We start from the raw sequence: 14,681 nt of genomic DNA, 5'->3' as shown, positions 1-14,681 counted from the left end.
TCATGCACCCCCGATTACAGCGGCACGTTCGCCCAAAATCTGTCTGATCAGATCTGCATTGGTTTTGACAAAGACGTCCGCGAGCATTTCATCATGTCTTCCAGCACCTTGATATTCATCATAAGAAGACTCCGTTCCTTCTTTCCACGTCGAAAGCCATTCCGGGAGCGGTTTCGCGTGCTCTGATTTGATCAAGTGAATCTCGCAGCTGACCGTTCCTTGATGGACAAGGTTAACAAAGTAAGAATAATAGGCTGCCATCTTTTTGGCGATGCCATCGGCAACCGTCTTGATTTTCATATATTCATTGTCCTTGTTGGCTTCCATCAGAGCAGCTGTATCAGCTTCAATTGACCGCCCTTCTAAATCGCTGACACCGTTCTTCATATATGAATCGATCATCAGCAGCTTTTCGACTTTCCGCCCGTTCTTTTCGAGTGTTTGCGCCACTTCAAAGGCGAGTCCGCAGCCGGCCGAATAGCCGATCAATGTCAGCGGCCCTTCTGGCTGAAGGCCGGAGATGGCTTCTGCGTAGCGCACGGCGCGGTCATCGCTTTCTATAAAGTCAAACGCATGAATCTTATATTCCGGCATTTGTTCGGCCAGTTTGCCGTACACGATGCCATAGCCGAGGACAGGCGGGAATGCGAACAAATGGCGGGTGCTTTCCTGATTGAAGACGGTTTTTTTCACGTCATCCGCATGTCCGCCCTGGTCGATATAAGCCGCGAGGCCCTCGATTGTGGGCATTTCAAACAACACATTCACCGGAACATCGATGGCGAGGTCTTTCAGCATCCGGGAGGTGACAGCCATAGCTTTCAATGAATGTCCCCCGATTTCAAAAAAGTTCTCGTCTATTCCAATCTGCTGTCTGCCGAGAACCTCAGACCAAATGATCGCAAGCTTTTCTTCCGTCATATTGCGAGGTGCACGGTGCTCTGTTGGATTCGGCCGGCCATCTGCTTCAGGAAGAAGGCGGCGGTTGACTTTTCCGTTTGCGGTGAGCGGCAGCTCTTCAAGCATGATATATGCATCCGGCACCATGTAAGCCGGGAGATTCCGAGCCAGTTGGCGGCGAACCTCCTCGTTCGAAACCACAGCTCCCCGCACCGGGACGACATAGGCGGTGAGCGCCGCATCCCCATTCCCGCTTTTCTTGGCGATTACAACGGCTTCCTTTACGCCTTGACAGCGCATCAGCTCCTCTTCGATTTCACCGAGCTCAATTCGGTGGCCGCGGATTTTCACTTGATCATCGATCCGGCCGATGAAGTCGATATTGCCGTCCGGCAGCCAGCGGGCCAGATCCCCTGTCCTGTACATCGTTTCACCGCTGTTGAACGGATGCGGCGCGAATTTTTCCGCAGTCAGTTCCGGCCTGTTTAAATAGCCGCGCGATACCCCTGTACCGCTCAGACACAATTCACCTACCGCTCCAATCGGTTGAAGCCGGTTATTTTCCGTCAGAATGTATGCATTGGTTTCGTTTATCGGCTTGCCGATCGGAATGGAAACCGCGCTGTCCTCAATGCGGTTGACCGGATAGAACGTCGCGAAGACGGTCGTTTCCGTCGGCCCGTATACATGAATGATCCTGTCCGGTCCCATGGCGGCAAATGCTTTCTTGACATGGCTGACAGATGAGCGCTCTCCGCCGAACAGAACTTTGCGAATCCCTTTCATCCACTCTGTTCCCGCATCGACCAGGAGGTTGAACAGCGCCGTTGTCACAAACATGACCGTGATGTTTTCCTTCTGAATCGTTTCTGTCAGCTTGCCGATATGGAGAATCGTCGCCTGATCGGCCACTACCAGCTTTGCTCCGTTTAAAAGCGCGCCGTACACATCAAATGTGAAGCCGTCAAACGCATAGTTTGAAAGGGACAGCAAGGTGTCTTTCTCGGAAAGGCTGATGTAGTTTGTCTCTTTTACAACTCTTGTAATATTGGCATGGGTCGTCAGATTGCCTTTCGGTTTTCCCGTTGTGCCTGACGTATACATGATATAAGCAAGGTCGTCCGGTTCGGCGGCAATTTCAAGGTTTCGCCCGCTTTCTGCAGACACCGCCGGATCGTCGATCAAGATCGTATTCTGATGAAAAGAAAACGACGCCGCATGTCCGGCAAGCTCTTCTTGTGTCAGCATGCAAACAGCCCCGCTGTCCTCCAGCATATACTGAATCCGCGCTTCAGGATATTCCGGGTCAATCGGCAGATAGGCGCCCCCTGCTTTTAAGACGGCGAGTATCGCGATGACCATTTCCGGCGAACGACGGAACAAAAGAGCGACAGGTTCGCCGCGGCCGACGTTCTTTTTGCGCAAAAGATGCGCGACCTTGTTCGCCTGTTCGTTCAATTCCCGATATGTCAGCGTCCGCCCGGCCGCTGATACCGCGGGCTGTTCCGGGAGCGCTTCAGCACATTGCTCAAACCGTTGCGGGATCATCAGCCCGGTTTGCTTCCGTTGGACTTGACCGTTAAATTCATGGAGAAGGCGCTCTTTTTCCTTTTTGGATACGACACAAATGTCGTCAAGCGGCTGCTCCGGATTTCTGATGATCTCGCGAATAGCTGTCAATAGCTGTTCTTTTAGCTGCAAGATGAAAGATGGTTCGAAGACATTCCTGTTGTATGCGAGTTTCAGCAACATTTCTTCCCCCGGTGAGGCGAGCAAATTCAGATCATAATTCGATTTTTCAAAAACGGTGATATCATCCATTGTGAAGCCGAGATTTTTTTCTTCGTGCTGTTTGTTGGCTTCTTGCAGCGGATAATTTTCAAAAACGATAATGTGGTCGATCAAGTTCGGCGCTGCTATATGACTTTGGATATCATAGAGCGGCATATATTGATGCGGCTCAGCTTCGAGCGCCTGCTTCTGCAAATTAGCGACAAGTTCCGTAAAGGTCGTGTGCGCGCCAAAGGTTACCCGTTTCGGGACGACATTGATAAACAAACCGACCATGTGCTCGACACCTTGAATGTCAGCGGGGCGGCCTGACACAACTGTACCGAAGATCAGATCGCGGGATCGCTGATAGCGGCTGAGCAGCACCGACCACACCGCCTGAAGAGCCGTGCTCAACGTGGTATGATGCTCTTTTGCAAGCTGTGTGAACACTTCTGTATCTTCTTTTGGAAGTGTAAACAGCAGTTCTTCCGGCTGATTGCCGGCTTGCTCCGGTTTTTTCCGCTGTTCGCTGAATGTCGTCTGCCCTTCGAATCCGGCTAAATGATGTTCCCAGTAAGCCAGCGATCTTTGTTTGTCCTGACTTTCGAGCCATTTAATATAGTCTTTGTAAGGTTTGACGGGCCCGAGGCTGTATAGCCTGTTTTCGCGGAGCGCGTTGTACACTTCAAACAGTTCCTGTACGACGATCCCGAAGCACCATCCGTCCAGAAGAATATGATGATAGCTCCACACCCATTCGTAACGGTCCTGTCCCTTTTTAAAAACCGCGGTTCTCATCGGAATGTCTTTTGAGAGGTTAAACCCTTTTTCTTTATCTTTTCGTTTATAATCTTCGATTCTCTTATTTTGTTCTGCTTCAGAAAGTCCTGATAGATCAATTTCTTCTGCCTGAAACGACCTTTCCTTTAAAACGACTTGAACCGGACGTTTCATTTTTTCATGAACGAAAACGGTTCGGAATATATCGTACCTGCCGATGATGACATTCATGCTTTTTTCCAATATATCTTTTTGAAAAGAGCCTTTCACCTGCATGCTGATTTGTTCAATATAAAAGCCTTGTCCCGGATGCAGCAGCGTATGAAACAGCATCCCTTCCTGCATCGGCGACAAATAGTATATGTCCTGGACATGTTCTTTTTTGAACTGGCTCAAAATCGTATCCCCCTTTCATAGGCTCGCCCGCTTAACAAGCGGGCAAGTCCTCGGTGTTTATTTCAAGTTTTCTTCAAGAACGTCAAACAGGTCGCCCATTTCTTCCATCTCAAGATCGCCGGCAGAAAAATCACTCGGTGTAAATTCGCGCTCCTCTTTAGCTGTACAATGGTCGATCAATGCCGTTAGGGAAGCTTTGAATCTGTCCATCAGCCCTTGTACGGTCTGTCTGTCATATTCCTCTGTATTGAATGAACATGACAAGATGAATTTTTCCTTGCTGATGATGCCGCTGAAGCTCAGCGCATAGAGCGCTTCAGACCTTTCAGAAACCTGTCTGCCCATATCATAAGAAGAAGGTCCGAAGAAATCGGTCTGCACCTCCCTGTCGATCTGCCCCAGGTAGTTAAAGCTGATGTCAGGCTTGATCGAGAAATCGGCACCGGCTTTTTTCCGGTCTGTTAAGTAGCGAAGGATGCCGTAGCCGATTCCTTTGTCAGGAATGCGCCGAAGGGTTTCTTTGACGTTTTTAATGGTCTCAGGCAATCCTGCCGCTGCTTCGCTTTTTAAAACAACCGGATATTGCGCGGTAAACCATCCCGCCGTTCTCGAAATATTCATCCCCGGAATGATTTCCTCTCTGCCGTGCCCTTCCATATTGATGCAAATATTGGAGCCGTTCGTCCATTCTCTGATTGTCAGGCTGAGGGCGGAAAGCAGGATGTCGTTGATATCCGTTCCATACGGCTCATGCACTTTCGTCAGCAGCAGACGCGTCTCCGCTTCGCTTAATTCAAACGTAACTGCAGAATTGTTTTCCGCTTTTCTTTCTGCGGCAGCCCGATCTTTCGGCAGCTCGCAAATGCGCTCTTGTTCAAGTCTGCGCCAATAATCGACCGTTTTAAGAAAGCGTTCGCTTTGTGCATATGCCTCAAGCTCTTTTGCCCAGTCTTTAAACGAATTGGTTTTGTCGGGGAAGACAATGTCATGTTGCTGTGCGGCTTGCGAATAGCCTGATGCAAAGTCTTCCAGCAGAATTCGCCATGACACGCCGTCGATCACCAAATGGTGAATGACGATCAGCAAATGGTCGCCTTCCGCAGTCTGATACTGTTCTGCCTTTACAAGCGGCCCGTTTTCGAGATCAAGGCTTGCCTGAAGACGGTTTGCCTGGGCGGCGATTTCCGTTTCAATGTCAGTGACATATCGAAGGTCAACCACTCGAAAGGCGAACGAACGGTCGCCCGGCCCGCGGTTATACTGAATGAGGCGGCCGTTTTTCTTTTGATACACCATGCGCAAGGCATCATGATGCTCTGTCAATGCCGCCAATGTCTGTTCAACGAGCTCCGGGTCAAACCCTGAAGGCGCGTGAAGCATAACCGACTGATTCCAGTGATGCTCGTTCGTAAATTTGCGTTCAAAGAACCAGCGCTGAATCGGCGTCAATGTGACTTCCCCTTCGACAGGTCCTTGATTGATCGGTTTAGCATCGGCCCATTCAATATACGAACTGATCTCTCCGATCGTCGGGTGCTGAAACAAGTCCTTCATCTCCAGCTTCCACCCGTGCTGCTGAAGCCGGCTTGCCATTTGAATTCCTTTGATCGAGTCCCCGCCGAGCGCGAAGAAATTGTCTGTGATCCCGATTCGGTCTATACCGAGAACCTCCTGCCAAATGTCCGCCAACAGCTGTTCCGTTTCTGTAAGCGGCGCTTTGTATTCGGCTGTCTGCGCTTCGACGTCAGGCTGAGGCAGCGCCCTTCGGTCGACTTTTCCGTTCGCCGTAACCGGAAGCTCTTTAAGCTGCACCCAGAATGACGGTACCATATAGTCCGGGAGCGTCTGCGCCAGCTTCCGGGCGAGGCTTTCTGTATCAAGCTGTTCATTCGCAACGACATAGCCGCACAGCGCTTTGTTGCGGCAGGCGTCTTCGATGTCGGTGACGACGGCTTCCTGCACTTCAGAGAGCCGCGCGAGCTGGACTTCGATTTCAGAAAGTTCGATCCGGAAGCCGCGGATTTTCACCTGCTGGTCAATTCGGCCGATGTACTCAAGCCGTCCATCTTCCAGCCATTTGACCGCGTCCCCCGTCCGGTACATGCGCTCGCCCGGCACAAACGGGTCTTCCGTAAAACGCTTCGCTGTTTCCTCTGGCTTGTTCAGATAGCCGCGCGCAAGCCCGCGGCCGGCGATGCACAGCTCACCCGCGACACCGACGGGCTGGACTTCGTTGTTTTGTCCTAGCACATACGCCCGCGTATTGGCGATCGGCTTTCCGATTGAAAGCATTCCTTCATCAGGATCAATCGCCGTGCTCGTCGCGACGACCGTGTTTTCCGTCGGTCCATAGTTGTTGACGAGCGTGTAGGAGCGTTTTGCGATCCGTTTCAGCTTGTCTCCGCCCGTAAGCAGCACGCGCAGCGACTGGTTGTCCAGCTCCATGAACTGTTCGCACAACTGTGTCGGCAGGAACGTGATCGTTATTTTGTTCTCTTCAAAGTATTGATTTAAGCGCGTAATATCCATTCGGATCGCTTCATCAATGATGTGAAGCTCCGCTCCGGCGATCCAGTACGGGAACATCTCCCAGACGGAAGCGTCAAAGCCGAAGCCGGCATATTTCGCGCTTTTGTCCTGTTCGGTGACCTTAAAGGCGTCATTATGCCAATAACACAAGTTTACGAGCGACCGGTGTTCGACCATGACGCCTTTCGGCTGGCCGGTCGTGCCCGATGTGTAGATCAAGTATGCCAGGTTGTCAGACTGAGCTTGCGCGTTTGGATTCATGTCATCCTCTGGATAAAGCTCGCCGTCCAGAATGGAGCCTTTTCCATTTAAATCGATCACGTCTCCGGTAAATGTGTCCGGCACCGTTAATCCGCTTTGCGTCAAAAGCAGCTCTGCGCCACTGTCTTTTAGCACGTATCCGATCCGCTCGGCCGGATAGCTAGGATCGATCGGCACATAGGCCGCTCCCGCTTTCAAAATTCCGAGCACGCCAGCGGCCATTTCAAGCGAAGGCTTGACCATGATCCCGATCCGCTGTTCAGGGCGGGCCCCTTTTTCGATCAGCAGCCGAGCCAGGCGGTTCGCCCGCGCGTTCAGCTCTTTGTATGTCCACTCCACGCCGTTGTACACCGCTGCCCCGCGGTCAGGCGTGCGGAGGACTTGCGCTTCGAACAGCTCATGGACCGTTTTGTCCTCCGGCACATCAAGCTTCGTCTCATTCCAATTTTGAACGATCCGCCGTTTTTCCGCTTCATCCAGAAGCGAAAGCTCTGAAAGGCGGGCATCCGGGTTTTCGGCAACCGCTTCGAGCAGGTTAAGCAAATATCCGCTCCAGCGTTCAATCGTTTGTTTCTGAAACAAATCTGTTGCATATTCGAACTGAAGGCCGATTTCATGATCTTTTTCATAAGCCCCAAGTGTCAGGTCGAACTTGGCAGCAGCATGTGAAATCTCATACGGCTTGATTGTCAGACCGTCTAAATCGAGCGTCTCTTTATCAGGATCTTCCGTTGTCAGCATGACATTGAACAGCGGATTCCGGCTCATATCGCGCGGCAAATCAAGCTTGGCGATCAGCTCTTCAAACGGATAGTCCTGATGGTCGAGGGCTGCGAGGCTGTTGTTTTTGACCTCTTCCAAAAACTCGCTGAATGATGCTTGATCAGGTACATGGTTTTTCAGCGCCAACGAATTGACGAACATTCCCGGCATGTCTTTCAGATCAGCATTCGTTCTGCCCGCTGCCGCTGTACCGACGACAATATCGTTTTGGCCGGATAGACGGCTTAAAAACAGGTTAAAAACGGCGAGCATCACAATATTCAGCGTCGTGTTCGTTTCCGCCGTCAAACGGCGCATTTTAAGGGCGGCGTCTTTTGATGCTTTAAAGCGAACCCGGTCACCGGCAAAGCTTTGGACAGGAGGACGCGGAAAGTCGAGCGGAAGGCTGAGTTCCGGAACGCTTTCCTTAAACTGACGGAGCCAGAAATCTTCCTGTTTCCGAATGTTTTCTTGCTGGTCAGGTTCTTGCTGCCACACCGCATAATCCTTGTAGTGCAGCTTCGGCTCAGGGAGCGAAGCGTCTTTATAAAGCTGAGCGATTTCTTTGACGAAAAGGCTTCTGGAAACGCCGTCCGCAATAATATGATGTGTATCAATCAAAAGCAGATGGCGCGTAGAGCTGATGGAAAGCAACTCGGCTCTGATCAGCGGAGCGGTGCTGAGATCAAACGGTCTGATAAAGCGGTTGATTTCCGCTTCTGCGTCCTCTTCACGAATATGAATAACCTTTAAGTCAATGTCCGCTTTTTCATGCACAATTTGAACGGTACGGCCATCGATTTCAATAAATGCGGTTCGCAATGATTCATGGCGGTTCACCAAGTCGGCGAACGCCCGTCTTAAACGATCCGTATCAAGCACGCCTTCCATCATGAGAACAGACGGCATGTTGTAGCCCGTTCCGTTCTTTTCATAATGGTGGAGGGCATACATCCGTTGCTGAGCGGATGAAACCGGATACCAGTCGCGTTTTTCGGCAGGCTGAATCGCGCTTTGTTGTGACTGTCCTTCGGATGCTTCAATACTGCGGGCGAGCAAGCCGGCGGTCGGACAATCGAACAACGTTTTTAGCGGTACTTTTTTTCCGAGCCTGGATTGGATTTCCGCTATCAGCATCATTCCTTTTAATGAATGTCCGCCAAGATCGAAGAAATTGTCGTCAAGTCCGACCTTCTGAACGCCAAGCACCTCTTCCCAAATGCCGCAGAGGGCTTTTTCAATTTCGGTTGACGGCGCTCTATACGAATCGCTTCGTCCGTTTAGACCTTGCGGCTCCGGGAGCGCACGGCGGTCCACTTTTCCGTTTGCCGAAAGCGGCATTTTATCCACCGTTACGAAGTATGACGGGATCATGTACGACGGCAGCCGCTCGGAAAGACGCTCTCTCAGTTCGGAAACCGGCAGCTGTCGTTTCGCTTGAATATAAGCGCACAATTCGTCTAACCCCGAGTCAGTCGTAAAGGAAAGAACGATAGCCCGCTCTATATCATCAAGCCCGTTAAAGGCTTCTTCGATTTCTTTCAATTCGATTCTGTAGCCGCGGATTTTCACCTGATCATCCGTCCGCCCCAAAAATTCAATCTCTCCATTCGGAAGACGGCGGACGAGATCCCCTGTCCGGTACATGAATGTGCCCGGCGTGTAAGGATTTTCGACAAACTTCGCAGCCGTGAGTTCCCGGTTGTTCACATATCCTCTTGCAAGCCCGCTTCCCGTTATATACAGCTCGCCTGCTGCTCCGGCGGGAACAAGCCGGTGGGAGGCGTCCAATACCAGTGCTCCGGCGCCCGAAATCGGCCGTCCAATCGTCGGACGCTCGGCGAATTGTCCGATCATGTCCGGCTCGACCGGTTTAGCGATTGCTCCGATCGTCGTTTCCGTCGGACCGTAATGATTGATGAATCTGGTGTCCGGATAGCGGGAATGGAACCGCTCCACATCTTTCGGATTGATTTTTTCTCCCCCTAGTACAATCAGTCTCAATGACTGAAGCCCCTTTGCCAAAGCGAAGCTTTGCGGCTGAACGACCGTATGGAAAAGCGACGGCGTCAGCTTCATATATGTGATCCCTTGTTCACCGATATAATGAGTAAATGCCTCCGGTTCTGTATACGTTTCTTTCGGGACGATATGCAGCTCTCCTCCGGCAAGCAGCACCGGGAAAAAGCTCGTGTATCCGAGATCGAACGCATAGGAAGACAAAAGCATCGTTTTATCCGAAGCTGACAGGTGCGCCTCACTGATAAACCAGGAAACATAGTTTGCCAGATTCCGGTGTTCGAGCTGAACACCTTTCGGCTGGCCAGTCGTTCCGGATGTGTAGATGATGTACGCCAAACTCGCTCCGTCCGTAGTTGGATGCGGCCGTTTATTACTTGCCATCAGCGTGTCTTTTCTGACATCTATCAGTCTCCCGGTATACCAATCCGCGAGATCCGCTTGATGGGAAGGTTCTGTTAAGAGCCAGCGGACTCCGCTGTCTTCCAGCATATATTGCACCCTGCTCGTCGGCATTTCCGGATCAATCGGCAAAAAAGCGCCTCCTGATTTCATTACACCGAGAATCGCTGCTGCGACCTCTGCAGAACGATTCAGCATAATGCCGACAACATCGTCTTTTCCGACGCCTTCACTGCGCAGCACATTTGCGATCTGATTTGCTTTTTCGTCGAGCACGCGGTATGTGAGGATCGTTTCCCCGCAGACAACGGCCGGCTGATCAGGCATTTCGTCCGCCTTTTCTTCAAACTGTACATGAAACGGCCGCTCCTCAAGGCGCTCCGCCTGGCTGCGCCTCGCTTCTTCGAGCAGAAGTGCGCGCTCTTTGACTGAAAGCAGTTCGATGTCCCTGAGCTTAATGCCGGGGTTTTCGCAGATTTTTTTAATCACATTTAAGAAGTGACCGCTCCAGCGCCTAATCGTTTCTTCTTTAAATAAGGATACGGCATAGTCAAAACTCAAACCGATTTCGCCATCATGCTCCACAGCCTCAAGCGACAGATCGAACTTCGCCGTGCGGTGACGCACCGAGTAAGACGAAATCTGCAAATCTCCGAGTTTCAGCGTCGGGACCTCCATGTTCTGCATGTTGAAAAAGACGCTGAACAGCGGATTTCGGCTTGTATCCCGCGGCAATGGCAGTTTTTCAATCAGTTCTTCAAGCGGATAATCCTGCTTGGCAAAGCCTTGAAGACTTGTCTCTTTGACTTCCTGCAAAAACTGCTTAAACGTTTTTTCTCCTTCGGGACGATTGCGGAGCGCCAGCGTATTGACAAACATGCCCGGAATGTTGTGCAAATCCGGATGGGTTCTGCCTGCCACGGGCGATCCGACGATCAAATCATCCTGTGACGCATACTTGGAAAGCAGGATATTAAATGCAGCCAACAGGAACATATAAAGTGTCGCATCAGCTTCAGAAAGCAGCTTTTGAATGTCTGCCGTCAGTTTTTGATCGATTCCGAAGACGACACGGTCACCTTCAAAGCTGCGTTTTGACGGCCGTGGAAAATCGTACGGCAGATCGAGAACAGGCAGCTCGCCTTTAAAAACGTCAAGCCAATACTGTTCTTGTTCTTTCAATTTCTCCTGATGCTCCGGTCCGTTTTGCCACACAGCGAAATCTTTATAGTGGAGCTTAGGGGCAGGCGCCTCTTCTCCGTGGTAGAAGCCGGCCAGGTCGCGAATCAGTATGCCGGTGGAGCTTCCGTCCGTAATAATATGGTGCATATCGATCATCAGCAGATGGCGTTTTTCTTCAAGCTTCACGAGCTCCGCCCTGACGAGCGGCGCCTTATTCAGCTCAAACGGCCGGATAAATTCTCTGATCGCCGCTTCGGCTTCCGCTTCTTCCGCCACTGATTCCGTCAGGTGAAAAACCGCGTCTTGATGGATGATTTGAACGATTTCTCCATCGATTAATTCGAACGATGTCCGCAATGTTTCATGGCGGCCGATCAAGGCCCGAAACGCGGCTTCCAAACGCTCCTTATCTAATTCGCCTTCCAAAAGCAGAACCGCCGGCACATTGTAGCTCGTGCTTGCTTCTTCGAGCTGATTGAGGATGTACATGCGCCGTTGGGCGGACGAAACCGGGTAATTCGGACGGAACGGAGCCGGCGTAATCGAAGCGGTTTTCTCTTTTGTTTCTCCTTGAAGAAATTCGGCCAGCTCTCTGATCGTCGGTTTTTCAAACAATACTTTGATCGGCACCTCTTTTTGGAGCTGCTCTTGTATTTTGGCAGTCAGCATCATCGCCTTCAGCGAGTGTCCGCCGATGGAAAAGAAGTTGTCATCGATTCCCGGCTGCTTGATGCCGAGAATCTCTTCCCAGATTGCCGCCAGAATTTCCTCCGTTTCATTTTTTGGCGCTTCGAATCTAGCAGTCTCTTCAGCGATAGGAGCCGGAAGCTGACGTTTGTCAACCTTTCCGTTGGCTGTCAGCGGCATGCTGTCGAGTTCGATCAAATGGGCCGGAATCATATACTCCGGAAGCGACCGGGACAGCTCTGTCCGCAGCTGCGCGGCCGGCCTCGTGCCAACGGCAGTGTAATAGGCGCAAATCTCGTTTTCTCCGGCGTTGTTTTCCCGAATGACAGCGGCCGCTTCTGAAATCCCCTCAAGGCGGGCTAAAGCCGCTTCAACCTCGCCTAATTCGATCCGGAAGCCGCGAACCTTCACTTGATGATCAATTCGGCCGAGGAATTCGATATTCCCGTCGGGAAGCCATTTTGCCAAGTCGCCCGTACGGTACATCCGCTTCCCTTCGGCAAAAGGATCGCCGACAAACTTTTCATCTGTCAACTCAGGCTGATTCAAGTAGCCGCGCGCCACCCCGTCTCCGCCGACACACAGTTCACCGGGCACGCCGATCGGCTGAAGCGAGCCGTGTTCATCAACGATATAGGCGGTTGAATTTCCGATCGGCTTTCCAATCGGGATCGTTCTCTCATATGCTTGATCGATCAAAAAACAGGTCGAAAATGTCGTATTTTCGGTGGGCCCGTATCCGTTCCAAAGCGACAGTTCCGGTGATTCGCGTTTGACTCTGTTGACGATTCCCGGAACAAGGGCATCTCCGCCGATAATCAGATCGTTCAAGGTTGCAAACATTCCCGGATCCTGCTGAGCAAGCTGATTGAAAAGAGGCGAAGTCAGCCACATTGTTGTGATTCCGGTTTCCTTCAGAAACATGTTGAACCTTTTTCCATCAAGGAGCGTCTCTTTCGGGACGGGATAAAGGGTTCCTCCGTTTAGCAGTGCGCCGAATACTTCAAATGTACTGGCATCAAAGCTGACAGCCCCTGTCTGCGCCATCTTCACGCCGCTCTTCAGCGGGATGTAGCCCGCATTTTTGACAAGGCGGACAATATTGCGGTGTTCGACCATAACGCCCTTCGGCCTGCCCGTCGATCCGGATGTATAAATGTAATAGGCAAGATCTTCGGGCTTGTTGACATGTTCAAGGTTGGCGGCATCTTCTTTTTCTGCATCCATCGCATTTACGGCGAGCACCTCATACCCTTCCAGCGAAATCTGCGTACTGTCTTTTGTAAGGACGATCTTTGACCCGCTGTCTTCGAGCAAAAAGCGAATCCGCTCTTCAGGATATCCGGGATCGATCGGCACGTACACGCCGCCTGCTTTCAGCACCGCCAGCATGCTGACGGCTGCTTCAAGCGACCGCTCCATCATAATGGCGGCGGCATTTCCGTGCATCAAGCCTTTAGCTTTCAGTCTTCTCGCGAGCTGATTGGCTTTCTCATTCAGCCTGCGGTAAGTCAGGCTTCTTCCGTCAGCGGCAACAGCCGTTTTGTCAGGAGACGCTTTAACCTGTTCTTCAAACAGCTCCGGGATCGTCTTTTCTCTTGGATAATCGGATTTTGTTTGATTAAAAGCGAGCAGCGTTTGTTGCTCCTGTTTTGATAACATGGCGGCGCTGGCTGCTTTTGACTCGGGATTTGCAATCGCCTCTTCTGCAAGTCTCGTTAAATGCCCGGCTGCCTGCTCAATGAAAGCCGCATCAAAAGCCGCACCGTTGTATTTCAATTTGATCGTCCACTCAGCTCCCGGATAAACGATCAAATTAAAGTCGTAATTCGTTTGTTCAAAAGCTCCGGCAGCCTTGATGGAAAAGCCGAGCCTCTCATGAATCGTTCCGTTTTCAAGCTCCTTATCAAGCGGATAGTTCTCAAACGCGACAAGGTGGCTGATCAAGCGGCCGTCCAATGCCGATTGCTTTTGAATCTCATAGAGCGGTAGATAGTCGTACCGCTCCGCGTCAATCGCATGCTGCTGTGCTTGTTTGAATAGCTCGGCAAACGATACGTTTTGATCGACCTTTAAACGGACAGGGATCGTGTTGATGAACAGCCCTGCCATATGCTCGATTCCGTCAATTTCCGACGGGCGCCCGGACACAACCGTGCCGAACACCACATCATCGGTTCTGTTATATTTGGCAAGAACCGCTCCCCAAATCGCCTGAAAAAGGTTGGGAGCTGTGACATGATAGCGGTTTGCCGCCTGTTGAAGGGCATCCACCATATTCTTGTCCCAAACAAACGTAAACTCCTCGTTCCGGTACGATTCTGAATCCGGCCGCGGTTTGCCGCCGGGAATGACGCTCGGACTTTCTAAACCCGAAAGGCGGTGTTCCCAGTAGGATGCCGCTTCACCCTTATCCTGCCGGCCGAGCCATTTAATATAGTCCGCATACGGTTTTCCCTGATCAAGCGGAACCGTCCGGTTTGCTCGAAACGCTTCATAGTTTTGAAAAAGGCGTTTCATTAATGTCCCCATGCTCCAGCCGTCCATCACGATATGATGGTTGCTCCAGACGAGAAGGTACTTATTCCGGTCAAGCCGAAAGACCGCCGTTTTAAACAGCATGTCTTTCGCCAAATTAAACCCGGCAGCCTGTACCTCTTGTTTATACCGGTCAATGCGGTTTGTTTGCCTTTCCTCATCCAAGTCCGCAAGATCCTCAAATTCCACTATTGCCTGCCGTTCAGCCAGGACAACCTGGCGCGGTTTTTGCAATTGCTGGTGAACAAAAACCGTTCTGAGAATATCGTATGAACGCACGAGCTGATTCACGCTTTTTTCAAAGATCCCCAAATCAAATTCCCCGTCTATGAATAGCTCCAACTGTGTGAAGTAAGAGGAAGATTCCGGATCAAGCATTGCGTGGTACAGCATCCCTTCCTGCATCGGTGTCAAAGGATACACCTTTTGAATCTTTTGTTTCCCCATAAGGC

At 51.2% G+C, this 14,681-nt stretch carries 2 protein-coding genes; both read right to left on the bottom strand.

The annotated features are described in order from the left end of the window. A complete protein-coding gene (gene licC, locus M1D59_RS02055; RefSeq protein WP_458117749.1) occupies nucleotides 1-3,849 on the bottom strand; it encodes a lichenysin non-ribosomal peptide synthetase LicC in 3,849 nt (1,282 codons plus the stop codon). Nucleotides 3,850-3,906: 57 nt separating this feature from the next. Further along, on the bottom strand, nucleotides 3,907-14,676 hold the full coding sequence (gene licB / locus M1D59_RS02050) for a lichenysin non-ribosomal peptide synthetase LicB (RefSeq protein WP_458117748.1): 10,770 nt from the start codon (nucleotides 14,674-14,676) through the stop codon (nucleotides 3,907-3,909). Nucleotides 14,677-14,681 lie beyond the last annotated feature (5 nt).

It is taken from the genome of Bacillus sp. PK6-026 (assembly GCF_054161455.1).
The sequence above is the reverse complement of the archived record's forward strand: the minus strand, read 5'-3'. Positions and strand labels throughout refer to the sequence as shown.

What these genes read in the sequence shown, in the direction of transcription:
- licB (WP_458117748.1), bottom strand. Translation starts at nt 14,676, where the DNA reads ATGGGGAAACAAAAGATTCAAAAGGTGTATCCTTTGACACCGATGCAG.